21 protein-coding genes and 1 riboswitch are annotated in these 25,120 nt (G+C 39.5%); of the genes, 11 read left to right on the top strand and 10 right to left on the bottom strand.

What is annotated here, in order from left to right:
- Nucleotides 1-63 precede the first annotated feature (63 nt).
- From thiC to thiM, 9 genes are read right to left on the bottom strand one after another with little or no spacing between them, the layout of a single operon-like run.
- The gene (gene thiC / locus D0T53_RS09695; RefSeq protein ID WP_163267335.1) at nt 64-1,761 is read right to left on the bottom strand and encodes a phosphomethylpyrimidine synthase ThiC; all 1,698 of its coding nucleotides are present in this window, start codon (nt 1,759-1,761) and stop codon (nt 64-66) included.
- A gap of 9 nt (nt 1,762-1,770) precedes the next feature.
- Nucleotides 1,771-2,538, bottom strand: coding sequence for a thiazole synthase (locus D0T53_RS09690; RefSeq protein ID WP_163267333.1), 768 nt, complete (start codon nt 2,536-2,538; stop codon nt 1,771-1,773).
- On the bottom strand, nt 2,535-3,167 hold the full coding sequence (locus tag D0T53_RS09685; protein WP_163267331.1) for a thiamine phosphate synthase: 633 nt from the start codon (nt 3,165-3,167) through the stop codon (nt 2,535-2,537). Before D0T53_RS09685 ends, D0T53_RS09690 begins: the two co-directional genes overlap by 4 nt.
- A complete protein-coding gene (locus D0T53_RS09680; protein WP_163267329.1) occupies nt 3,164-3,769 on the bottom strand; it encodes a thiamine phosphate synthase in 606 nt (201 codons plus the stop codon). Before D0T53_RS09680 ends, D0T53_RS09685 begins: the two co-directional genes overlap by 4 nt.
- The gene (gene thiS / locus D0T53_RS09675; protein ID WP_163267327.1) at nt 3,769-3,969 is read right to left on the bottom strand and encodes a sulfur carrier protein ThiS; all 201 of its coding nucleotides are present in this window, start codon (nt 3,967-3,969) and stop codon (nt 3,769-3,771) included. The genes D0T53_RS09680 and thiS overlap by 1 nt, the downstream gene beginning before the upstream one ends.
- Nucleotides 3,966-4,778, bottom strand: a complete 813-nt coding sequence (gene thiD / locus D0T53_RS09670) for a bifunctional hydroxymethylpyrimidine kinase/phosphomethylpyrimidine kinase (RefSeq protein WP_163267325.1) — start codon at nt 4,776-4,778, stop codon at nt 3,966-3,968. Before thiD ends, thiS begins: the two co-directional genes overlap by 4 nt.
- A 30-nt stretch (nt 4,779-4,808) precedes the next feature.
- Nucleotides 4,809-5,462 carry a thiaminase II gene (gene tenA / locus D0T53_RS09665; RefSeq protein WP_163267323.1) on the bottom strand — a complete coding sequence of 218 codons (654 nt, stop codon included), beginning with the start codon at nt 5,460-5,462 and terminating at the stop codon, nt 4,809-4,811.
- 4 nt (nt 5,463-5,466) lie between these two features.
- On the bottom strand, nt 5,467-6,093 hold the full coding sequence (gene thiE / locus D0T53_RS09660) for a thiamine phosphate synthase (protein ID WP_163267321.1): 627 nt from the start codon (nt 6,091-6,093) through the stop codon (nt 5,467-5,469).
- The gene (thiM, locus tag D0T53_RS09655; protein ID WP_163267319.1) at nt 6,093-6,890 is read right to left on the bottom strand and encodes a hydroxyethylthiazole kinase; all 798 of its coding nucleotides are present in this window, start codon (nt 6,888-6,890) and stop codon (nt 6,093-6,095) included. The genes thiE and thiM overlap by 1 nt, the downstream gene beginning before the upstream one ends.
- 77 nt (nt 6,891-6,967) lie before the next feature.
- A riboswitch (TPP riboswitch) is annotated at nt 6,968-7,066 on the bottom strand.
- A 142-nt stretch (nt 7,067-7,208) separates the two neighbouring features.
- Between thiM and D0T53_RS09650 the strand changes: the two genes are divergently transcribed.
- The 8 genes from D0T53_RS09650 (at nt 7,209) to D0T53_RS09615 (ending at nt 21,149) form a co-directional block, all read left to right on the top strand.
- A complete protein-coding gene (locus tag D0T53_RS09650; protein ID WP_163267317.1) occupies nt 7,209-8,384 on the top strand; it encodes a glycosyltransferase in 1,176 nt (391 codons plus the stop codon).
- Between the two features lie 15 nt (nt 8,385-8,399).
- On the top strand, nt 8,400-9,878 hold the full coding sequence (locus D0T53_RS09645; protein WP_163267315.1) for an O-antigen translocase: 1,479 nt from the start codon (nt 8,400-8,402) through the stop codon (nt 9,876-9,878).
- A gap of 63 nt (nt 9,879-9,941) precedes the next feature.
- The gene (locus tag D0T53_RS09640) at nt 9,942-11,990 is read left to right on the top strand and encodes an HD family phosphohydrolase (RefSeq protein ID WP_163267296.1); all 2,049 of its coding nucleotides are present in this window, start codon (nt 9,942-9,944) and stop codon (nt 11,988-11,990) included.
- 162 nt (nt 11,991-12,152) lie between these two features.
- Nucleotides 12,153-13,739: a glycoside hydrolase family 31 protein gene (locus tag D0T53_RS09635; RefSeq protein ID WP_163267294.1), complete on the top strand. Its 1,587-nt coding sequence runs from the start codon at nt 12,153-12,155 to the stop codon at nt 13,737-13,739.
- Between the two features lie 13 nt (nt 13,740-13,752).
- A complete protein-coding gene (locus D0T53_RS09630) occupies nt 13,753-15,936 on the top strand; it encodes a trehalase family glycosidase (RefSeq protein ID WP_221411521.1) in 2,184 nt (727 codons plus the stop codon).
- A gap of 12 nt (nt 15,937-15,948) precedes the next feature.
- The gene (locus tag D0T53_RS09625; RefSeq protein ID WP_163267292.1) at nt 15,949-18,363 is read left to right on the top strand and encodes a glycoside hydrolase family 2 TIM barrel-domain containing protein; all 2,415 of its coding nucleotides are present in this window, start codon (nt 15,949-15,951) and stop codon (nt 18,361-18,363) included.
- Nucleotides 18,364-18,413: 50 nt separating this feature from the next.
- Entirely contained in the window at nt 18,414-20,153 is a 1,740-nt protein-coding gene (locus D0T53_RS09620) for an alpha-L-rhamnosidase C-terminal domain-containing protein (RefSeq protein ID WP_370457814.1), read from the top strand.
- 27 nt (nt 20,154-20,180) lie between these two features.
- The gene (locus D0T53_RS09615) at nt 20,181-21,149 is read left to right on the top strand and encodes a polysaccharide deacetylase family protein (RefSeq protein WP_163267288.1); all 969 of its coding nucleotides are present in this window, start codon (nt 20,181-20,183) and stop codon (nt 21,147-21,149) included.
- Nucleotides 21,150-21,224: 75 nt separating this feature from the next.
- On the opposite strand, the gene D0T53_RS09610 is transcribed toward D0T53_RS09615, so the two are convergent.
- Nucleotides 21,225-22,223: a malate dehydrogenase gene (locus D0T53_RS09610; protein WP_163267286.1), complete on the bottom strand. Its 999-nt coding sequence runs from the start codon at nt 22,221-22,223 to the stop codon at nt 21,225-21,227.
- A 314-nt stretch (nt 22,224-22,537) separates the two neighbouring features.
- Here D0T53_RS09610 and D0T53_RS09605 point away from each other — a divergent pair, with 314 nt between their 5' ends.
- Genes D0T53_RS09605 through D0T53_RS09595 form a run of 3 tightly spaced genes read left to right on the top strand, consistent with a single transcriptional unit; the run spans nt 22,538 to nt 25,100 of the window.
- Complete coding sequence (locus tag D0T53_RS09605) at nt 22,538-22,888, top strand: NADH-quinone oxidoreductase subunit A (protein WP_163267284.1); 351 nt, start codon at nt 22,538-22,540, stop codon at nt 22,886-22,888.
- Complete coding sequence (locus D0T53_RS09600; protein WP_163267282.1) at nt 22,879-23,442, top strand: NADH-quinone oxidoreductase subunit B; 564 nt, start codon at nt 22,879-22,881, stop codon at nt 23,440-23,442. Before D0T53_RS09605 ends, D0T53_RS09600 begins: the two co-directional genes overlap by 10 nt.
- Nucleotides 23,443-23,471: 29 nt before the next feature.
- On the top strand, nt 23,472-25,100 hold the full coding sequence (locus D0T53_RS09595) for an NADH-quinone oxidoreductase subunit D (RefSeq protein WP_163267280.1): 1,629 nt from the start codon (nt 23,472-23,474) through the stop codon (nt 25,098-25,100).
- Nucleotides 25,101-25,120: the final 20 nt, after the last annotated feature.

The raw sequence follows: 25,120 nt of genomic DNA, 5'->3' as shown, positions 1-25,120 counted from the left end.
AGCATAGCCGATACAATAGCTTTATGAAACGGTTTGATAATCTATTGAATTAAAAACAAATAATTATTCTTTATTGCACTCTTCCATATTTTGAGTAAGACGCATAGCACAAAAGTTAGGACCGCACATAGTACAGTGATCGCTATCGTCGTCAAGTCGTCCTATGTTGTAATATTCCATCGCTTTCTCTGGATCGAGCGACAAGTTAAACTGATCCTTCCATCTAAAATCGAACCGTGCTTTACTCAGCGCATTATCCCTCACTTCAGCTCCCGGATGCCCTTTTGCCAAGTCGGCAGCATGAGCCGCTATTTTATAGGCAATAACACCTGCCCTTACATCTTCTTTATCGGGTAAACCCAGATGCTCTTTAGGCGTTACATAACAAATCATAGCCGTACCATACCAAGCTATCTGCGCCGCCCCGATAGCCGAAGTTATATGATCGTAAGCCGGAGCAATATCGGTTGTCAATGGTCCAAGTGTATAAAACGGTGCACCATGACAATGCTTTATCTGTTCGTCCATATTTGCTCTTATCTTGTTCATCGGAACATGTCCGGGTCCCTCTATTAGTACCTGTACATTATGTTTCCATGCTATTTCGGTCAATTCGCCTAAAACCGAAAGTTCGGCAAACTGTGCAGCATCGTTTGCATCGTAAGTAGAACCGGGACGCAATCCATCTCCTAACGATACAGCAACATCGTAGCGGCTTAGTATCTCGCAAATTTCTTCGAAATGTGTGTAAAACAGATTCTCTTTATTATGCATTGTCATCCAGCTGGCAATAATAGAACCACCCCGCGATACTATTCCGGTCAATCGTTTTTTTGCCAATGCAACATGGTCTTTCAATAATCCCGCATGAATGGTAAAGTAGTCGACACCCTGTTCACATTGTTCGATAAGTGTGTCACGATATATTTCCCAATTGAGGTCTGCTATTTTCCCGTTCACTTTCTCCAAAGTTTGATAAAGAGGTACAGTACCTACAGGAACAGGAGTATTGCGGATGATCCATTCGCGTGTTTCGTGAATATTATCGCCTGTCGATAAATCCATCAGCGTATCGCCACCCCATTTACAGCTCCATAAAGCCTTTTCAACTTCTTCGTCGATGCCCGACGAAAGAGCCGAATTTCCGATATTGGTATTTATTTTTACTAAAAAGTTAGTACCTATAATCATAGGTTCGCCCTCGGGATGATTAATATTCGCAGGAATTGTTGCCCTACCTGCAGCAATCTCCTGACGCACAAATTCGGGAGTTATATAGCTTTGTATGCCTAATTCTTCGTTCTGTTGATTTTCTCTGATCGCCACATACTCCATTTCGGGCGTTATTATACCTTGCTTGGCATAATACATTTGGGTTATCTGCTTACCTGTCTTCGCTTTGCGAGGCAGATTAATTTCGGGAAAACGAATAGCATCAAGCGATGAATCGAACATCCGCTCATTACAATATTTCGATGTGAATGTTGTTAATTCCTCCGTATCGTCACGGTCGATAATCCATTGTTTACGTATACGAGGCAATCCTTTCGTTATATCTATCTCGATATTCGGATCAGAGTATGCTCCGCTTGTATCATATATTGTTACAGGCATATTCTTTTCGATTACCTTCTCGCCTTCAACTTCCTTCACGGTGTTATGAAGAGATACCGAGCGCATCGCCACTTTTATATTATGCATTTTTCCTTCGACATATATTTTAGTTGACGAAGGGTATGTTATTCTTTGATTTGTTTTCATTTTTATATATTACATTAAGAATGATGTTAACGGGCTGCTAGCCTCGGCAATGTTTAATTGCCCTGCCAATTGAGCCTCGTACGCCATACGCCCACACTCAACTCCAAGTTTAAAAGCTTTTGCCATTTCTACGGCGTCTCCTGCAACGGCAATAGCTGTATTTACCAACACCGCATCGGCTCCCAGCTCCATAGCTTCGGCAGCATGCGATGGCGCACCGATACCTGCATCTACAACCACAGGAACATTGCTCTGCTCTATAATTATTTCTAACAGGTCGCGCGTACGCAATCCTTTATTTGTCCCAATCGGAGCTCCTAAAGGCATAACTGTCGCAGCACCCGCGTCTTCTAACAATTTACATAACACAGGGTCGGCCTGAATGTACGGTAACACAACAAAACCATCCTTTGCCAACTCTTCGGTTGCTTTCAATGTTTCGATGGGGTCAGGCAACAAATATTTCGGATCGGGGTGGATTTCCAGTTTTAGCCAGTTTGTACCAAATGCCTCTCGAGCCAATTTTGCGGCAAACACTGCCTCTTTTGCATTACGCACACCCGAAGTATTCGGTAATAATTGTATTCCGGGTTTATTAATATGCAGCAGCATATCGTCTTCTTTATTATCCATATCAAGACGTTTCATTGCTACTGTTACCATTTGCGTTCCCGAAGCAGCAATAGCATCGCTCATTACTTGGTTCGAACTGAATTTGCCAGTTCCGAGGAAAAGGCGCGATTGAAATTCCTTTCCGGCTATAACCAGATTCTTCATTGTTTATATTGTTTTATCAGGTTCATTATTTTTTTTGTTTCTTCTATCGGATTATCGGCATTTAGTATAGTCGACGATAATGCAATACCCGAAACCCCAGTTTCCATAATTGCAGGTATATCGTTTATCGTTATACCCCCTATTGCCACTATAGGCAATTGTATATTGCTTGTTCTGCATTGTTCTACAATATCCCGGTATCCATTCAGACCAAGAACAGGGCTTAAATTTTTTTTTGTAGTTGTAAAGCGAAATGGTCCTAAACCAATATAATTAACACCCTGCTCATGCAGATACATAATGTCATCAAAAGTATTTGCTGTACCACCTACCACAATCCCTTCGCCTAAAACTCTGCGGGCTTCGGCTGGTGGCATATCCATTTTTCCGAGATGAACGCCCTTTGCATTTATTTTTTTACACACCTCAACATAGTCATTGATATAAAGATCGGCTTTGTACACGCGGCATAACTCTAACGCTTTGCGTGCCACACCCTCAACCTCCGAGAGTGAAGCATCCTTCATTCGAAGCTGAATCTGCCTGCAACCACCCTGCAATGCAATTTCGACAGATTGCAGATAGCTGACCTTATCGGTTTGGTGACTTATAAATAATAATCCTTTCATAATCTATTACATATCGATTGTAATTCGTACAGTCTCGCTATTAATCCGCTTTTGTCTTTTTTGAGGACATAATCTTCCCACAGAGTACCCAATACAACCACCCCGCCAAAGCCAAATTGAGCAGCTTCTGATATATTTTGGGCAGTAATTCCTCCAAGCGCAAAAACCTTCTTATTGATAATGCCCGTATCTCTTGCCTCTAATAAATCCCTATCCGAAAATGCTTTATTATATCCCTGTTTAGATATGCTATCAAATATTGGACTAAGGAATACATAATTGAGGTCAGAAAATTTTTCCACTTCCTCAAACGAGTGACACGAACGACTTACCGATAAACCTTCTTTTTGAGGGAAATTAGTATTGCGACTGTTTAGATGTACCCCTTTCAGATCGTATTTATGAATAAGGTTAAAGCAATCGTGTAATACAATCCTGTTACGATATTCCGAATTTACCTTATTAATCACATGCTCAATGCCTATTTCCGTAGCATGAGGCTTTCGCAAATGCAAAGTTTGTAAATCATGCTCGAACAACAGATTAAGAGCTTCAGCCTCTCCATCAAACAAATTCTCGTTTGTAATAACAATCAGTTCCATTATCCTCCCGATACAGCATGTATTAGCATCAACTCCATATTATCGGTTAGTATGGTTTCCACCCATTTATCTTTTGGAATTACCTCATAATTTATAGCAACAGCAATGCCTTGCTGTGTCACATTCAGACTATTAATAAAATTGGCAAGCGAAGTACCTTCCGCAATTTCGTGTAATTTATCGTTAAGTTTTATATTCATTCCCAAAATTTAAAGAAGTGATGCACAGGCCCGTGTCCCTTACCTATTTCGTATTCTGCGCCAGCTTTTATTGCTCCTATCATATATTCCTTCGCATTTCCGACAGCATCGTTCAAGGGTAATCCATGTGCAAGAAAAGATGCAATTGCCGATGAAAACGTACATCCTGTACCATGTGTATTTTTTGTATAAATACGGTCGGATGGCAATTCTATCAGCTCGTCTGTCTCGGCATTATAAAACACATCTACTAACCTCTCATCAGTTAAATGCCCTGCTTTCAACAAAACAGAAACTTTATTATTTACAGACAACTCACGTATGAACTTCGGTAAGTCGGCTTGCGATTTTATATCCTTTCCTAAAAGAATTTCAGCCTCAGGAATATTTGGCGTAATAACCCTCGCCATAGGTATTAATTCGCTTTTGAGCGTGTTGATAGCTTCATCCTGCAATAGCTTATCGCCCGATGTGGCAACCATAACGGGGTCGAGAACGATATTCTTAACATCGTACTTCTGAAGGGTTTCTTTTATACCCATTATTAATTCCGACGAGTGCAGCATGCCTATTTTTATGGCATCGGTTCCGATATCGTCAAGTACCGATTTTATTTGCCCCGATACAAACGAAACCGGAATGGGGTGTACCCCCGTTACTCCAACAGTGTTTTCATCTACTACTGCTACTATTGCCGATGTGCCGAAGCATCCGCACGCCGAAAATGTTTTCAGGTCGGCTTGTATTCCCGCCCCTCCACTAGGATCGCTTCCTGCAATGGTTAATGCACGTTTATAATGTTTTTTCATTTTATCGAATTCTTTATCAGATGAACCTATTCAAATATCCCATTGTTCGAGCCTCCATGCACTATCCCAAAATATCCATTCCATTTTGGAACAAACAGCAAATGCTTTTGTCATAGCTTCTTGTTGTTGAAGCGTAGATTTTTCGGCAAGATCGTCGCATATTGCGATGGCTTTCCTTACCGATTCGGCAAACTCATCCCCTCCGTATGTATTAATCCAGTCCTGATAAGGGTTTTCGCTCTTTGTTTGGTTCGCAAGAATATAATCTCCTACTTCTTTATAAATCCAGAAACAAGGTAATACCGCTGCTGCCGCAACTTCGACCGAAGCATTCCCTAACTGGCTATGTAAATAAGATGTATAAAACAAACAACCGGGCGAAGCCTCGAATGGAATATTTTTATCAATATCCTTCAGAAAAGATTCGTGCAGAGCTTTTTCTACAGCTACCGAATCGCTTGCAAAATGAAGAAACTCGTTTGTATATTCCGTATTACTCAATTTTGAAGCAATGCCTGCCAGTACTTTTCCGTATTCGGACAAGTAAATAGCATCCTGACGTATATAAAATATAAACTTCTCTTTATCTAAAGTTCCGCCCATCAACTCTTTTATAAAAGGATGCTTTAATATATTATTATAAATTGGTTGTATCTGTACCCAAGTTCTTTCGCTCCATTTCATATTATTACAATTTAATTCTGTTTATTAATTCCTGAGCAGCTTTGGCTGGTTGTTCTGCCGACATAATAGCCGAAACAACAGCAATAGCTTCTGCTCCGGCATCTATAATATCTTTGGCATTATCAATGTTTATTCCGCCGATACCAACAATGGGGTGGCGACTGATTTTTGCAATTTGCCTTAAGCCGTCTAAACCAAGAGCCTTTGCCGTATCGGTTTTTGTGGGTGTACTGAATACAGGCGATGCCCCGATATAATCGACATCAAGCAGATTTGCCTGTTCGGCCTGTTCAACATTCTCAACCGAAAGACCTATAATTTTATTTTTACCCATCAGTTTTCGGGCTATAGAATAAGGCATATCACTTTGCCCAATGTGTAAACCCTCGGCATCGCAAGCTAATGCAATGTCTATCCTGTCGTTTATAATCAATGGAACATTGTATGGACGAAGGCATTGCTTAAGCTTTACGGCTACTTCATAAAAATTGAGAGTAGAACAATCTTTTTCCCTCAACTGAACTATAGAAACGCCTCCTTTAACGGCTTCTTCAACAACAAACTCTATCGGACGTCCCAATGATAGTAGACGATCGGTTACCAGATATAGGCTTTTATCGAAAATTGACATTAGCGTAATGTTATATTGTTCTTAATTATATCGGAATTGAGGTTATACAATTCGTCGAGAAAATTGACTTGCAAACTTCCATTTCCTGTCGACTTACGGGCAGCTATTTCGCCGGCTATGCCCATAATAGCCATACCATGTGTAGCAGCTTCGAGCATATTATTATTTGCAGCTGTAAAAGTAGCAACAATAGCCGTTGCAGTACAACCCATGCCTGTTACGCGAGCCATCATCGGGCTACCATTCTGAACCGTATTAACATTAACTCCATCAGTTATATAATCGGTTTGCCCGCTGATAACCACAACCGATTTAGTGGCTAATGCCAATTGCTTAGCCGAGTCGAGAGCCCTATCGGACGAACTTGTACTATCAACTCCTTTCGTTTTTATACCGGCATTGCACAAAGCCATAATTTCGGATGCATTACCCCTTATAACAGACGGCTGACACTCGTCTATTATTTGCTTGCAAACATTTGTACGATAAGATGTTGCTCCTGCGCCCACCGGATCGAAAACAATAGGAATATTTTTTTTCAAAGCCGTTTGCCCTGCTATCAGCATGGCTTTTACCCATTCGGCTTCGAGTGTTCCTATATTAATAACAAGTGCCGAAGCAATGCTTGCCATTTCTGCTACTTCATCAAGCGAGTGAGCCATAACAGGCGATGCACCAATTGATAAAAGGGCATTTGCCGTATTATTCATTACAACATAATTGGTAATGTTATGGATAAGTGGCGATTTCTGACGAACCAACTCCAAATCGCGAACAAGAGAATTCGTATCTATCATATTCAATACTTATTAAAATAAAAAAGCCGTTTCGCGGTACACGAAACGGCTTAAACATATATACTATAACGTAAATTTCTTCAAGTCAACCGTTTCCCTCCGATGCCTATTACAGCATATCAGGTTCAAGAGTCTAATCTCAGCCCCCAAAAAAGAGAGCACCCCTAACAGTTATAATGTGGTACAAACATAGTCATTTTTTATTTGAATACAATATGAGTTTTCTTTTTTCAATACCTTGCGGATAAAAAACGCATCTTTATTTGGTTGTAACATTTTCGTATTTAAATTAGTATCTTTGTTATTAAAATTAAAACTATGAAAATATTAAACGTAATATCATCGATGGATCCGAAAGCCGGTGGGGTTTGTCAAGTTTTACGCAATAATATTCCCGAGCAAAAAAGAATTGGGGTTTATAACGAAGTTATTTGCTTCGATGCTGCGGATGAAGATTTTTTAAAACAAGAAAATATAACTATCCATGCAATAGGACCGGCAAAAGGTCCTTATGCTTATTGTCCGGAATTACAAACATGGATGAAAAACAACCTGAATAGATTCGATGTAGTAATAATTCATGGTTTATGGCTTTATCATAGTTACGGAGCATATACAGCATGGGCAAAATTCAAAAAAAAGAATACTTCTGCACCAAAACTTTTTGTTATGCCTCACGGTATGCTCGATCCTTATTTTCAACGGGCGAAAGAGCGCAGACTCAAAGCAATTCGTAACTGGATATTCTGGAAGATTATTGAGCGAAAGATCATTAATAATTCCGATGGATTATTATTTACCTGCGAAGACGAATTATTGTTGGCCAGAGAAACTTTCAGTCCATACCATCCCGTTCTTGAGCTGAATGTAGGACTAGGCATTCAAACACCTCCCTCTTATAACGAAAAAACAATGAAGGATGCTTTCTTTTCTTTATGTCCACAAGCAGAGAGCCAGCCTTTCCTTTTGTTTTTGAGCCGTATACACCCAAAAAAAGGTGTCGACTTACTTATAAAAGCATACATACAATTAAAGGATAGAGGCTTAAATTTACCAAAACTTGTTATTGCCGGTCCGGGACTGGAGACTCCTTATGGTAAAGAATTAACAGATTTAGTGAAAGACAGGACTGACATCTTCTTTCCGGGAATGTTAACAGGCGATGCAAAATGGTCGGCATTTTATAATTGCGAAGCATTTGTGTTACCAAGTCATCAGGAAAACTTCGGCATTGCTATAGTCGAAGCGATGGCATGCTCCAAAGCTGTTCTAATAAGCAATAAAGTAAACATTTGGCGCGAAATAGAAAAAGGAGGAGGAGGTATAGTTGAAAGCGACACGCTGGAAGACATAACAAAAATGCTTGAACAATGGGGAAATCTATCAACCTTAGAAAAAACCATGATGGGTGTGAAAGCAAAGGAAACATTCCAGATATATTTTTCAGTAAAAGAAACAGCCACAAGAATGATAGATGTTATAAAGAGTGTTTAATATCGTAGCCTTGCGTTGGAAAAAGAAAGCTCTTCATATAAACAAATTGTAAAATCGACCGGTATATTCGGAGGTGTGCAGATTGTGCAGGTTATCATCGGGATAATACGCTCGAAACTTGCGGCTCTATTATTAGGCACCGAGGGTATCGGGTTGGTTGGTACTATCCAAAACATCATCGATTTAGTGAAATCGGTAAGTAGCTTAGGTATCGAAAATGGAGGAATCCGCGATATAGCAAGCAGCTCAAACGATAAGAATGCTCAAATATATCATATTTCTGTTTTCAGGAAGTGGGTTATTGCTACATCTTTTCTGGGAGCTTTTCTGTGTATCGTATTCTGTTATCCTATCAGCGTTTGGGCTTTTAACACACCATCATACAGCATAAGCGTAGCATTACTTTCTATTCCATTATTTTTCACTTCGCTTGCTGCCGGACAATCTGTTATATTTCAAGGACTGCGGTTGATTACAATACTGGCAAAAATAAATCTGATAGGATATACCGGAACATTGGTTATCTCTGTTTCGTTTTACTATTTTCTGAAACTTGATGGGGTTGTACCTTCATTTATTGTAAGTAGTCTTTTTTTATTGTTATGCAACTATACCTATCTGAAAAGGCTGAATATAAAAACGACAAACATTACTGCAAAAGAAGCTCTTAATAAAGGATTGTTTAATCTTAAACTAGGGTTATTTTTCACATTCGGAATCATTATAACTCATGTGAGCATGCTTTGTATCAGGTCGTTTTTAAATACCGAGTTAGATATGGGATATGTTGGTGTTTTCAATGCTGCATGGTCAATTTCAAGCATGTACCTGATGATGGTTTTAAAAGCAATGGGTACCGATTTTTACCCCCGTCTTTGTTCTGTTTCGGACAACAACAATAATATTACCCGCTTAGTAAACGAGCAAACACATATTGTTCTCGTTCTGGTCATTCCCATTATTGTCGGTATGTTTGTGTTTTCTAAAATTATTCTTGCCCTATTATATTCTTCCAATTTTGTGGAAGGCACATCTTTGCTACAATGGCAAATACTGGGCGGATTCTTTAAAGCATTGGCATGGCCATTGGCTTTCATCCTTTTAGCAAAAGGTAAAGGTCGGCGATATTTATTTGGCGAAATTATATTTTTTGTTGTTTATGTAGGGCTTAGCTATCTGCTATTCCCGGCCTATGGCATATCGGCTTTAGGAGTAAGCTATCTGCTTGCTTACATTACATATCTAATAGTAGAGTTTTTATTGGTTTTCCGTTTATGTAATTTCAGATGGGATACCTCTAATATTAAAATAGCCCTTATCGGAATGGGATTCTTGGGAGCTTGCATTGCTATTTCAAAATTATACCCCGATTATTTGTATCTTACCGGAAGTGTTCTTTTTCTGGTTGCTGCTATTTATGCAATTATCGAGTTCAATAAAGTGTTTAACATAAAATCTTTATTAAATTCATTGAAAACAAAGAAAAAACACTAACGTCCCTTTAGTTGTTTTAAAATACAAGTATATTTGTATACACTGCTATATAATTCCATTGTTATGAAAGAAATAAAAAACGATAAATCTCTAATCCCTACTCCTTTTTTATTTGTAGTAGCTATTCTTATTATAGCCTATTTTTGCCCAAGAGACGGAAAATTCAAATTCACATATTCGGAAGGTAAACCATGGAAATACGGCTTAGTCACAGCTTCTTTTGACTTCCCGATATATAAACCCGAAAGCCAGTTGGAAAAAGAACGGGATAGCCTGATGGCTACCTACCAGTCTTATTACACAATAGACGAATCGGTGCTGGGAAAAGCTTTAGCTCAGCTGGAAGCAGACGCTAATGCCCAAAGTATACCTATTGAATATATAAAATATGCACAACGTAAACTTAAGGACGTATACCGTTCAGGAGTCCTTTCGGCCGAAGACTACGACAAGATAGATCAATCAAGGACAAAACAGATAAGACTAATAGAAAAAGACAATACCGCGAAGCTTCGGGGCTTGTCCTCTTTTTTAACATCCAAATCGGCATATGAAAAAATAATTGCCGAAGCTCCCGCTTCGTTCGACGAACATATAATGCAATCAATGTCGATAAACAACTATTTATACAGTAACATATTGTATGATAACGAAAAGTCGAGCAAAACTAAAGACGAACTGCTTCAGAAAATATCGCCGGCACAAGGGATGGTACAATCGGGCGAGAAGATTATAGACAGAGGTGAGATTGTGACTTCACAAACTTATAATATTTTAAACTCGCTAAAACGAACTACCGAAGAACGGGGAGGTACTCAATCGCAACAGAGTTGGTTAATACTTGGCGACTTAATACTTATAGCCGCTTTCATGATGTCATTCATGACCTATCTTTACTTTTACAGGCCAAAAGAATATTATAACCGAAGGAATGTAACCTTCATGCTGTTAAGCGTCACTATATTCTGTGTTCTTACAGGAGCTGCTGTCGATTATAACTTGTTTAATGTATATATTATACCATATACTATATCTACAATTATGATCCGTACATTTATCGACTCGCGTACGGCTACATTTACACATCTGACAACCATGCTTATATGTTCGGTCATGGTACCATTTCCCGCCGAATTTCTGTTACTGCAGATACCCGTAGGATTTATGTGTATATTCAGTTTAAAAGATCTTTCCGAGCGCTCACAATTAATAAAAAGCTCTTTCTTTATATTACTTGCTTACAATATTATTTATGTAGGATATATTCTGGCTCAGGAGGGCGACATCACTCAGGCAAATCCTCTGATGTTCTTATATTTCGGAATAAACTTTATGTTTGTTATGTTTACTTACCTGCTGGTTTACATAAGCGAAAAAACATTTGGATTTATATCCGGAGTCAGCATGATCGAACTTTCGAACACCAACAAACCTTTACTCCAGAAACTATCGGAACTAGCTCCCGGAACCTTTCAGCACTCTATGCAGGTTTCCAATCTTGCTGCTGCTGTAGCAGTAAAAATAGGGGCGAATGCTTCATTAGTACGAACCGGAGCTCTATACCACGATATCGGGAAAATGAGCAATCCTGAATACTTTACCGAAAATCAGGCTCCCGGATACAATCCGCATTCAAATCTGTCGTACAAAGACAGTGCTAGAATAATAATAGGGCATGTTGAGGAAGGTGTAAAACTAGCTAAAAAGTACAATCTGCCTCAGCAGATTATCGATTTTATAGAAACACATCACGGAACAGGAAAAACCAAGTTCTTTTACAATTCATATAAAAATGAACATCCTGATGAAGAAATTGATGAATCCGATTTTTCTTATCCGGGTCCAAATCCTTTCAGTAAAGAAACTGCTATACTCATGATGGCTGATACGGTTGAAGCTGCATCGCGCAGTTTAAGTGAATATACTCCGGAAACGATATCTAATTTGGTTGAAAAATTAATTGATGCCCAATTAGAAGACGGATTACTAAAAAATGCACCTATAACCTTCAGCGAAATAGATACAGCTAAGAATATCTTTAAAGAAAAACTTACAACTATCTACCACTCCCGAATAAAATACCCCGAACTGATAGACAATAAAGGGGAATAATACACTTATAAATATATATAAGATAAAAGGTTATGAAAATCATAACCTTTTATCTTATTTCCTGTAACTATTTCCAAAATAATAGAAAATAGTTCAAAAAAAACTGCAAAAATAAATTTCTATCTATGTTTGCACTCTTACAACTATAATAAACATTTTGCTATGAAGAAAATATTACATGCCGCATTTATTCTATTACTTTTATATGGTAATATTTCCGCACAAAACCTAACAACTATTACACCAATGGAAGGCGAATACTGGTGGGGCGGAACAATTGCTTATGGTTCGCGCATGCCATATATACAACCCATAGACGAATACAACTTAGCTACACAAAACAACAACAATCAGGTGGTTCCATTGCTCTTATCTAACAAAGGCAGATACGTATGGAGCGATAAACCTTTTAAGTTTTCTGTTTCCAACAATAAAATCACTGTAAAATCAGATTTTGAAAATATTTCTATAACAAATGCCGGAACCACACTAAAAGATGCATATAGGGCAGCTTGTCAAAAGCACTTCAAGCCTAGCGGAATTTTGCCTGATGAACTGTTCTTCACTATGCCGCAATACAATACATGGATTGAATTGATGTATGATCAGAATCAGACAGATATTCTTAACTACGCACACGGAATTGTTAATAATGGATTCCCTACAGGAGTACTGATGATTGACGACAACTGGCAACGATATTACGGTAATTTTGATTTTAGAGCCGAAAAATTTTCTAATCCTAAAGGTATGGTAAAAGAGTTACATGATATGGGTTTCAAGGTCATGTTATGGATATGCCCATTTGTATCGTCTGATAGCCCCGAATATAGAGAATTGAACTCAAAAGGCTACCTTATAAAAAATAAAAACGGCAAACCAGCTATCCTTAACTGGTGGAACGGACAAAGTGCTTGCTACGACTTTACGAATCCTGATGCAACAACTCATTTTATATCTATTCTGAAAAAGATGCAGCAAGAATACGGTATTGACGGATTTAAATTTGATGCCGGAGATAATAGTTTTTATACAAAAAAAGATTTAGTAAGCTATAAAAAAGACGCAATATCGGTCGATCATACTGAAGCTTGGGCTAAAATAGGTCTCGAATTTTCTGTTAACGAATACCGCGCATGCTGGAAAATGGGAGGCGAAGCATTAGTTCAACGTCTTGGAGACAAAAACTACTCATGGAGAGCGGTACAATCGTTAATACCCGAAATGATGGTAGCAGGTTTGATGGGTTACTCCTACACATGCCCCGATATGATTGGTGGTGGGCAATTTAAATCATTCTTAAATGTAGATCAAAGCAAAATTGACCAAACACTTATTGTTCGTTCAGCACAAGTACATGCTCTAATGCCAATGATGCAATTTTCGGTTGCTCCCTGGCGAATTTTAAGTGCCGAAAATCTAGAGACGGTTAGAAATATGGCAAAACTTCACGAACAAATGGGTGAATATATTATGCAATGCGCTAAAGAATCGGCAAAGACTGGCGAACCAATTGTTCGTCATATGGAATATGCATTTCCCAACGAAGGATTTGCCGAGTGTAAAGATCAGTTTATGCTAGGAGACAAATACATGGTTGCACCCGTTGTTACCAAAGAAAACATACGAACCATAAAGCTGCCGAAAGGACGTTGGAAAGACGACTTGGGCAAAACCCACAAAGGAGGCAAAACAATCACTGTAGATGTGCCACTGAGTAGATTACCATATTTTGAAAAAATGAAATAAAATATTGAGAACCATGAAAACAACAATTCTTACTATATGCCTGCTTCTGGCGGTGTTCTCGTTTCGAGCACAGGCACAGGAATACGACCCACTGCTTGACCCCTCGGTAACCGTGCTGAAAAAGCCCGTTAAGGCGGAAAAAGGAGAATACGTATGGTATCCCGGACAGTTGAGCGCACATCTGCAACAGAAGAGGATGAAAGAATCTGCCGAACGCTGCGTGAATGTGGGCTATCCGGGAAAATTTTATGCTCCCGTTTTTAACACATGGTTTCGTAAAGAGATGAATGTGTTGTCCAAAACTGTTGTGCAATGGGAATCCACAGGCGTAGTGAAAGCCACAGTAAACGGAAAAGAAGCTGTCAATAGTAATAATTCCATACAACTACCAAAGGGAAAATCTACCTTGTTGCTGGAAGTAGCAACCGAAAACGATTTGCCGTCTGTGAAAGTTTCCGTTGACGGGAAGGTTGTTTGCGAAGGCTGGTCGGCAAGCCTCGACGGGATAAACTGGAACTTAGCCGAAACATCACCCGTTTTCGGCACGGGTGGGCGAATGCCGCTGGAAGAGCCCGAAATGCAGATTGACATTCAGCCTGCAAACATCCAACCTATACGAAATGCCACGGTAAACGGCAATGACATCATTCTGCATAAAAACGGTTATGTGCTGATAGATTTCTTTCATCTTGAAGTAGGTACGGTTTCGTTTACGGCAAAGGGAAATGGACAGATAACCGTGTATATAGGTGAAAGCCCCGAAGAAACGCTTTGTGAAGACACTAAGGTATTTGAGCAGAAGCCTATAGAACCATTTACGCTCACGGGCAAACAACAAGACATAGTATTACCCGAACGGGCAGTTCGCTACGTAAAGATATTCAGCGACGAGGGATGCGAATTGTCGCCCGTGAAATTCACGGCAAAAGTATGGGACATCGATTTTCTGATGTCTTTCGAGTGCAACGATGAACGAATTAATAATATATGGAAAGCTTCGGTTGCTTCATTACATACAAGTACACACGGATTTTATCTCGACGGCATCAAGCGGGATTATCTTCCTTGGTCGATGGATGCCGTATTAAGTACGTTTGGCGGCGATTACGTTTTCGGTGACGAACAGGTGTCGCGCAACAGCCTGTCGGTAGCACTGATGCCGTTTAACCCTACAAAAGACGATCTGGGAATACCCGATTATCCGTTGCATGCACTGATTGGGTTCAACCAACATTATAAAAGGTACGGGGATTTCAATACAATACTCTCCTATCGTGATCGTATGGAGCAATTATTACAGTTCTACGAAACACTACAAGATGAAAGAGGATTTATTTCTGCCAATGTCGGGGTAAGCTGGGGATTCGTTCCCGGATGGGCAACAAGGCGCGGACCCGATAAGAAAGGCACGCCCGCCTATGCTCAGATAATGCTCTATTACAATTACAAAATCGGTGCTGATTTTTGCGAAAAATGGGACGATAAAAAATCAGCTAATCATTATCGCCAAAAAGCTGAATTGTTGCGGAAAAGCATCATGCAACATTTTTGGGACAACGAGCAAGGCTTATTTATCAACGGATATACTAAAGCAGGGGAATTGGACAAAGTAATTTCTCACCATGCTCAATATTGGGCGATTCTGGCTGGTATATTCCCCGAAGACAGATATGATAACCTCCTTGTAACGCTTCCTACCATACCTTACTATAAAGATTATGTAAGTTTTGAAAAAGGATACGAATTCATAGCTTATTCAAAAGCCCGCAAAGTTGGTCAAATGTGGAATTTATTGTTTACTGTTTTCGGCGATTGGCTCAATCAGGGACATACGCGTTTCCCCGAAAATTTCTCGTATAGAAGAACGAAGAATGAACAACTTGTGTTTTATAGCCGTCCTTATGGTTTAAGCCTTTGCCACGGAGCCAACGGAGTTCCGGGAATTGTCGCCGTATTGAATGGTATAGCGGGGTTCAGCCAATCAAATACTAAACTGAATCATTATACCCTACAGCCTGATATGATGGATTTGCAATGGGCAAATATAGAGTTTCCTGTTAAAGAAGGGAAGATAAAGCTTAAACTTTCAAAAACAGGCGGTAATCAAATCGAGATCCCTAAAGGATGTAAAGTCGATTTTATTGATAAAAACGGAAATAAAACTACACTGACAAAAAAAGGAATATATAATTTGTAATATAAATCTGCAATGAACAAACACTTTACATTCAGACTTGCGTTATTGGGCATTTTACTTGTAACAGCTATAAACAGTAACGCCCAGCAGAACGCACGCATTACAGAATTGTTCAATTTCGACTGGAAATTTCAACTAGGCGAAACGGAAAACGCTGCTGCCACTGATTATAACGATAGCGGCTGGCGTACATTAGATTTGCCACACGATTTTCAGATAGAACAACCTTGGATAAAATCGGGAAATAGCCAGCGTGGCTTTAAAGAGTTAACAACAGGCTGGTATCGCAAATCATTCAAAGCCGACCCCCTATGGAAAAACAGACGGGTACTGCTCGATTTCGAAGGTGTGATGCTATGGGGTGAAGTCTGGTTCAACGGTAAAAAAATTGCTGCTATTGATTATGGTTATCTGGGTTGTGAAGCAGACATTACCAGTCTGATTAATTATGACAGGGATAACGTGATTGCCGTATATTCGTCCACCAAAGGCAATTCGCGTTGGTACACTGGTGGCGGACTGTTCCGTGACGTGCATTTAGTGGTCAAAGACAGTATTTCAATCGCTCGGCATGGTGTGTTTATTACTACCCCTAATATAACAGAGCAAAGTGCCGAAATAAGCATTCAGGTAGAACTTGATGGCTTCAGAAATAAAAGACAAGACATTGAAATAAGTGCAAAGATATTCTCGCCTGATGGACAACAAATTACAGAAACAAAAACAGCTGCTCCAAAAGGAATAAAGCTGAAAGCTGTTGAAGTACCGCTTCCAGTGGTTATAGTGAACAATCCTCAACTTTGGTCATGCGAAACGCCGGACCTGTATACCGCCGAAATAACGCTGATACACGACGGAAAGATAATCGACAACGTAACGGAAACATTCGGCATCCGTACGCTCGAATTCTCAAAGGAGTTCGGGTTTAAGCTGAACGGCAGGAAAGTATTTCTGAAAGGAATTGCCAATCACCACGATTTGGGTGCGGTGGGCGCTGCCGCATACGACAGAGCTATAGAAAGACAATTTCAGTTGCTTAAAAATTTTGGTTACAACCACGTTAGAACATCACACAACCCATATTCAAAGTCTTTTTTGAAACTTGCAGATAAGTACGGTATATTAGTCGTAGACGAAATATTTGATAAATGGAGCGAAAAAGACTATTGGCCGGCAAAGAAACCTTTCTCTCAATTATGGCATACAGCTATCCCCGAATGGATAAAGCGCGACCGCAATCATCCTTCGGTTATTATGTGGAGCTTAGGAAATGAATTGCAGATGAGAGAAGATCTGGCTGGTTTCCCGACGGGCGACTGGGGCGTTACTACTTACAAGATACTTGATGTGCTTACTAAACGCTACGATCCTACGCGCAAAACAACGGTAGCTATGTACCCTTCGCGTGCCAATGCAATAGCAAGACGCGATGCTAGTTTCAATACAGACTTTACTCCGCCAGAGCTGTCACTAGTTACCGAAGTAGCGAGTTTTAACTACCAATTTCAAGCATATCAAAAGTATCTGGAGCATGCACCGAACCTCAATATATACCAGAGCGAAGCTACTTCCAACGAATTGACTGCTCCGTTTTTCGGGATGGATTATAATAAAATGGTGGGTATAGCCTATTGGGGTGGCATAGAGTACTGGGGCGAATCGAACGGCTGGCCTAAAAAAGGCTGGAATTATTCATTCTTTAACCACTCCTTGGAGCCGTATTCGCAAGCATATTTAATCAAAAGTGCATTTACCGAGGAACCGCTAGTGCATATCGGCGTCGTGGACAGTGTAGCGGAAAATATGGAATGGAACGATGTGATAGTTGGGCGTATTCCCACTTCTTCGCACTGGAATCGTGCAGATGGTTCGAATCAGAACCTGTTTACATACACCAATGCCGATGAAGTTGAATTGCTTGTCAACGGAAAAACGTTCGGCATACAGAAGAATGTTAGGGATGATATACAGAAAAGGAATATTATTTACTGGCAGAATGTACCTTACGGAAAAGGTGGTAACATTATAGCTATTGCCCGCAATAACGGTAGCGAAGTAGCACGCCACCGACTCGAAACAACAGGCAAGGCAACAGCACTGAGAATCGAATTTGAGAATACAAAATGGAAAGCCGACGGAATGGACTTGCAGTATGTAAAAGTGTATGTGGTAGATGGCAAAGGACGCACTGTGCCCATTATCGAAGGTGAAGTGGTATTCGATGTTTCCGGCGTAGCGCGGCTAATAGCCGTCGATAACGGTGACCACTATACCGACAAAGTATTTTCGGAAAATAATCGGATAATGTTACACAACGGATTCGCAATGGCCATATTGCGGTCTAATCAGACGGCAGGTGAAGTAACTCTGACTGCAAAGATAAACGGATTGAAGCAGGAAAAAGTAAAACTGAAAACTTATAATTGAATATATCGATGAAAAATACGAGATATATCATCCCTCTTCTTTTTTTCTTGATGGGAATAACTTCTGTTACAAAAGCGGAGTTACCCCCTATCTTCGGTTCTGAATACAAAGGTAAAACCCAAAAAGATGAACTAACCAGAGTCTTTATTACTCCACAACGTATTGTTTGGAAAAACGATGGAGGGAAAAACTTGGTACGAAATGAAGAAGTTTTATTAAATACAGGAAATAGTCAACCCGAATTTACCAAAAGAGACTTATGCTCTCTCATTTCGACCGAAGAAGATACTGCCTCTATATTACTCGATTACGGAAAAGAACTACATGGAGGATTACAATTGGTTTTAGGCTCTTCGTCCCGCTCCAAACCATCATTGGTACGTATAAGGTTCGGAGAATCGGTTGGTGAGTGCAACAGCCAAACAGCCGAAAAAGGTTGGAAAGTGGGCTTTTCAACCGACGACCATGCTAAACGAGACATAATTATGGAAGTTCCTCGAGATGGGCTTATCGAAATAGGCAATACAGGATTCCGCTTTGTTAGAATAGATTTATTACAAAAGAACACAACAATTCGCCTCCGCGAAGCACGGGCAATACTCCGCTTCCGCGATATTCCTTATTTAGGTTCATTCAGGTCGAGCGATGAACGCTTAAATCAAATATGGCTTACAGGAGCATATACAGTTCATTTGAATATGCAGGAGTATTTGTGGGACGGAATAAAGCGCGACCGTGTTATCTGGCTTGGAGATATGCATCCCGAGGTAGCAACAATAACTTCGGTATTCGGCGCAAACGAGGTGGTTCCTATAAGTCTGGATTTAGCATGCGAGCAGTTTCCACTACCCGGTTGGATGAATGGAATGAGCGCTTATTCGTTATGGTATTTAATAATTCAAAAAGATTGGTATATGCATAGTGGAGATATCAGCTTTCTGAAAAAACACAAAAGCTATATATTGGGATTGATCGATCAAATTGATGCGAAAATAGATAACAACGGAATAGAAAATTTAGCTAAAGAGCGTTTTCTCGACTGGCCTTCTTCACCCAATAAAGAAGGTGTAGAAGCCGGCTATCGTGCACTAATAGTATGGGCTATGAAAGACGCCGCAAAACTATGTGATTTTTTAAACGAGCCGGAATACGCAAAAAAATCGAGACTATGTGCCGAACGAATGAACGGTAACATTAAAAATCATAATAACCTGAAACAAGCTGCTTCGTTAATGGCAATTGCCGGAATAATTAATGCTAAAAAAGCATGCGATGAAGTAGTGTCAGTAGGCGGAACCAAAGGATTTTCCACATTTTACGGTTATTATATGCTGCAAACACAAGCATTAGCTGGTCAGTATAAACAGGCAATAGATATAATCCGTCAGTTTTGGGGTGCAATGCTAGATATGGGAGCAACTACTTTTTGGGAAGATTTCAATATGCAGTGGCTCGAAAATGCCGCACGACTCGATGAAATAACTCCTGCCGGAAAGAAAGATATACATGGTAATTTCGGCGCTTTTTGCTATCCGGGATATCGTCACAGCTTTTGTCATGGCTGGGCATCGGGACCAACTGCATGGATGAGCGAACATATATTAGGTGTAAAAATTTTAGAACCCGGATGTAAGAAGGTCAAAATAGAACCACACCTTGGTGATCTGGAATGGGTGGAAGGATCTTTTCCAACCCCATACGGAATTATAAAAATTAAGCATATAAAAAACAACGACGGTAAAATATCTTCCGAAATAAATGCTCCTAAAGATATAATGATTATAAAATAGAAGAATCAAATTTTAATTATTAAAAAGATGAAGAACTGGTGGTTTATAATAGTATGCATGTTATTCAATTCTTATTTGGCATTTGCCCAGTCGTCACAGGATATAAGCGTACGCATAGCAAAGTATAAAGGAGATAAAAATTGTGCTATTAGCTACACATTCGACGATGGTTTGAAAGAACACTATACATTGGTGGCTCCTAAATTCGAAGAATTAGGCTTTAGAGGCACCTTCTGGATTAACGGAATAAAGATAAATGAAAACGAAAATGCACCGGCAGATACTACCCGAATGACATGGGGACAATTAAAGGAAATGGCCGGAAATGGTCACGAAGTTTCAAATCATGGCTGGGCTCATAAAAACTTCGGACGACATACTTTGGATGAAATAAAGGAAGATATTTATAAAAACGATAGTGCTATATTCTCAAATATAGGAATTATGCCGCGTACCTTTTGTTATCCACATAATACAAAAACACCCGAAGGCATGAAAATAGCTTCGGAAAACCGGGTAGGAACCAGAACAAAGCAAAGATCGATTGGGAGCAAATCAACACCCGAAGACTTGGAAAAATGGGTAAACACTTTGATTGAGACTAATGATTGGGGAGTTGGCATGACGCATGGCATTACTTACGGTTATGACGCATTTGTGAACCCTCAACGATTTTGGAATCACTTGGATAAAGTTAAAGCGATGGAAGATAAAATATGGGTTGACACTTTCGAAAAAATCGTGTCTTATATCGAAGAGCGTGATAATACAGAACTAAAAGTGACGAAAAAGAAAAATGACATTATTATCGTTCCTAAACTATCTTTAAATAAAGACCTATTTGTACAACCGCTAACAATGGTTATCGATAAAAAAGGCATTAAAAAGGCAACAGCAAAACAAGGCAAAAAGAAACTGGAGGTGCAAATACACCCTGACAAAGTATTATTCGATTTCGATCCTTTTGACGGAACCGTTCAACTAAATTTAAAGTAATTGGTGTTATATAAAAATAAAAGGTTGGGATTTGCCAACCTTTTATTTTTATCCATCGCGAAAAGAATAAATTATCTACAAATAATTATTAATGTTTTTCCACTCGTTTATTGGAGGAATAACACCCGATTCAATTAAGCCATCTCTTAAATCGCAGAGATGCTTATAGCTCTGATTTAATAATTTATATTCCTCGGCTGTGCCCTTTATCTCTTTATTATGCACGCCTGTCTTATCTAATGTAGTTTCCATAGCCATCATAATATGGTCAAATTCATTATCCGAAACATATGTTCCTACCGGCCAGTTGAAACTTTTGCCACCCATTGCGGCACGCATCATCTCTAACGATAGAATCGAAGGGCTTTGAAACGAAGACCTCCCTCTGAGTTCTATAATTTGCTTGCCCCCCTGTATTACTCGTTGTTTTATATCTTCCCATTGCTTAATGCTGAGAGAAGATGTACCTATCAATTCATTTAAAGATTTACCATTTATTTTTGCAGTAGAAGAAAATACAGCCATCTGTTCGCCGTGGCCTCCATATGTCCTGCAGTTTTCTACCTTATCGGGAGATATATCGAAATGTTTTGAAAGCTCATTTCTCAACCTTGTACTATCTAAAGCAGCAAGGGTTGTTATCTGCGAGGGCTTCAGCCCTGAAAATAAAAGGACAAGCAACCCTGTTATGTCGGCGGGATTAAAAATCACTACAATATGCTTAACATCAGGGCAGTACTCGCGTACATCTTTTCCAAATCGGATGGCAATTTCGGCATTACCTTTCAACAGGTCTTCGCGAGTCATACCTTCTTTACGAGCCGCTCCTCCCGAATTAATAATGTATTTACTGCCTTTCAGAGCTTCTTTTATATCGCTGGTATAAGTAATATTAATTCCATTAAAACCACATTGTAACAACTCTTCGGCAACGCCTTCCAATCCTTTTGCATAAGGATCGTATAAACAAATGTTTGATGACAATCCCATTAATATAGCCGATTGAGCCATATTAGACCCTATCATACCTGCAGCTCCAATTATTGTAAGCTTTTCTGATGTAATATATTCCATTTTTTTATGTATTATGATGTTTAAAAGTAGAACAATTATAATATGATATAGTTTAATAATTAAAAGCTTTTGTCAATGTATTCCAAGCATGACTTATTGTAAAAGAATGAGTCGGAAAAATAAAACTTATAATTTTATTTTTTTTAAACTGATCTTATCCCAAATTTTGTAGAGTATTTTTTTGCATGTTCTGAAATAAACCTTAATTTTGCTCCATTTCGTATAAATTGTAATTTAGAGAAATCAATATAGTCTAATATCTGATTATTTTACATGTCTTTTTTATAAGATTTGTGTAATCGTAAGTAAAAAGTATGGATTCATCGTTATTTTTGGTAGTATTTATCACAGGGGCTTTTCTTGTGTGTGCCGGTTTAGGCATGGCTCTTCTGTTATCTCCCAAATCGTTCAACCCGCAAAAAGGCGAACCTTACGAGTGCGGTATTCCAACGCACGGAACATCGTGGATGCAATTTAAGGTTGGTTATTACCTGTACGCCATTCTGTATCTTATGTTCGATGTGGAAGCAATATTTTTGTTTCCGTGGGCTACTGTTGTCCGCGATTTGGGCATGCCGGGGCTCTATAGTATATTATTTTTCATTATTATTCTAGGCTTAGGTTTAGCTTATGCATGGAAGAAAGGAGCATTGAAATGGAAATAAAAAACATATATATAAAAGGCATACCTAACGAGGAATTTAAAGACAACGAATACCTCGAAAATTATGTAGAAGAATTACGAGCCAACGGAGTTGGTATAGTAGTAGGAAAATTAGACGACCTCATAAATTGGGGACGTTCTAATTCTATATGGCCTTTAGCATTTGCAACAAGCTGCTGTGGTATCGAGTTTATGGCAACGGCTGCAGCAAAACACGATATTGCACGCTTCGGAATGGAGGTTACACGTAATAGTCCCCGTCAGGCCGACTGTATTGTTGTAGCCGGAACAATTGTACACAAAATGGCTCCCCTTTTAAAGCGTGTTTACGACCAGATGGCCGAGCCTAAATATGTTGTGGCAATGGGTAGTTGTGCTATATCGGGAGGCCCGTTTGTAGATTCGTACCACGTAGTAAAAGGCATCGACGAATTTATACCTGTTGATGTGTATGTGCCCGGATGTCCGCCACGCCCCGAATCGTTGCTTTATGGACTAATGCAATTGCAACGAAAAATAAAAGTAGAACGTTTTTTGTTCAAAGTAAAAAAGTAAGTCGTAATACTTATATACAGTAGTGTTTGATGGAAAATATTAAAAGTTTAATACTGGCTACTACCCCCGAAGCTGTTATCGAGGAAAGACAAATACTGACAGTTACGGTAGAGCCCGATAAATTACGTACGCTTATATTAGCATTGCGAAACAACGAAAATCTTCCTTTCGATTTCCTTGTTCAGCTTACAGGAATGGATTGGGGCGAAAAGTTAGGCGTATTCTATCTACTGTCGTCGTCAAAAGATGTTTCGAAAGAAGTAGTGGTTAAAACAGGAACCGCCAACCGCGAAAACCCGTTGTTATACACTGTTACCGATATTTACGAAACAGCACATTATAACGAGCGCGAAGTGTTTGCATTGCTTGGTATAAGGTTTATAAACAACCCCGATATGCGTCGCTTTTTCCTTAATAGCGACTGGGTGGGATTCCCTCTTCGTAAAGATTACGACGCCGATCCTGTATTAAACCCTGTAAAAACCGAAAGCAAGGAGATTGTAGACATTGCTCCGCGTATAGTTGAAACAGCTCAAGGATTGAAGGAAGAAACTGTAAATATTTTCGAAGAAGACGATTATATTATAAATATAGGCCCTCAGCACCCTTCTACACATGGTGTTATGCACTTCCGCATAGCTCTGGATGGCGAAATACTAAAAAAAGTAGATGTCCATAGTGGATATATACACAGGGGGATTGAAAAACTAAGTGAGAATCTCACCTACACTCAAATACTGCATTTTACCGATCGTTTAGATTACCTTGCCGCTAATATCAACCGTCATGCTCTCTGTATGTGTGTCGAAAAAGCAGGTAATATAGAAGTTCCCGAACGGGCACAATACATTCGTACAATTATGGATGAGTTGAACCGTATCGACTCCCACCTTATTGCATGGGGTACTATGTGTATGGACTTAGGGGCAACTACTGCGTTCATATACAGTATGCGCGAACGTGAAAAAATACTCGACATATTTGAACAAACATCGGGAGGACGTCTGATTATTAACTACAATGTTGTTGGCGGTGTTATGTTCGACATATACCCTAACTTCCAAAAAGACGTAAAAGATTTTATTCCATACATGCGTGAGCGCTTGAAGGAATATCACAAGCTTGTCAGCGGAAATGTAATTGCGGTAGGGCGTATGAAAAATCTGGGTATTTTATCGCCTGAAGATGCTGTTTCGTATGCTGTTACAGGCCCGGCAGGGCGAGCATCGGGATTTGTATGCGACTTACGCAAATATAAGCCTTATGCCCTATATGATAAGGTTGAATTCACTGAAATTATCCGTCACGGATGCGATGCTTACGACCGTTACCTGAACCGATTGGACGAGATTGAAGAATCGTTGAAAATATTAGAACAACTGATAGACAATATACCTGAAGGAGACTTTATAAGCAAAGTTCCGAAAATCATAAAACTACCCGAAGGAGAATATTTCCAACGTGTTGAAGCAGCACGCGGAGAGTTTGGTGTATTTATCGAAAGCCGTGGAGATAAAACTCCTTACCGCTTAAAGTTCCGTTCGCCATCAATGGCTCTTGTTTCGGCAATGCCGCTTATATCGAAAGGTGAAAAGCTTTCAGACTTTATCAGTATCGGAGGATCGATGGACTATGTAATACCTGATATCGACCGTTAAATAAGAATAATTATCTGACG

The organism is Dysgonomonas sp. 216, from assembly GCF_010501065.1.
In the GTDB taxonomy this organism is placed as follows: domain Bacteria; phylum Bacteroidota; class Bacteroidia; order Bacteroidales; family Dysgonomonadaceae; genus QVMM01.
Note: the sequence above shows the minus strand (reverse complement) of the source record. Positions and strands in the feature narration are given on the sequence as shown.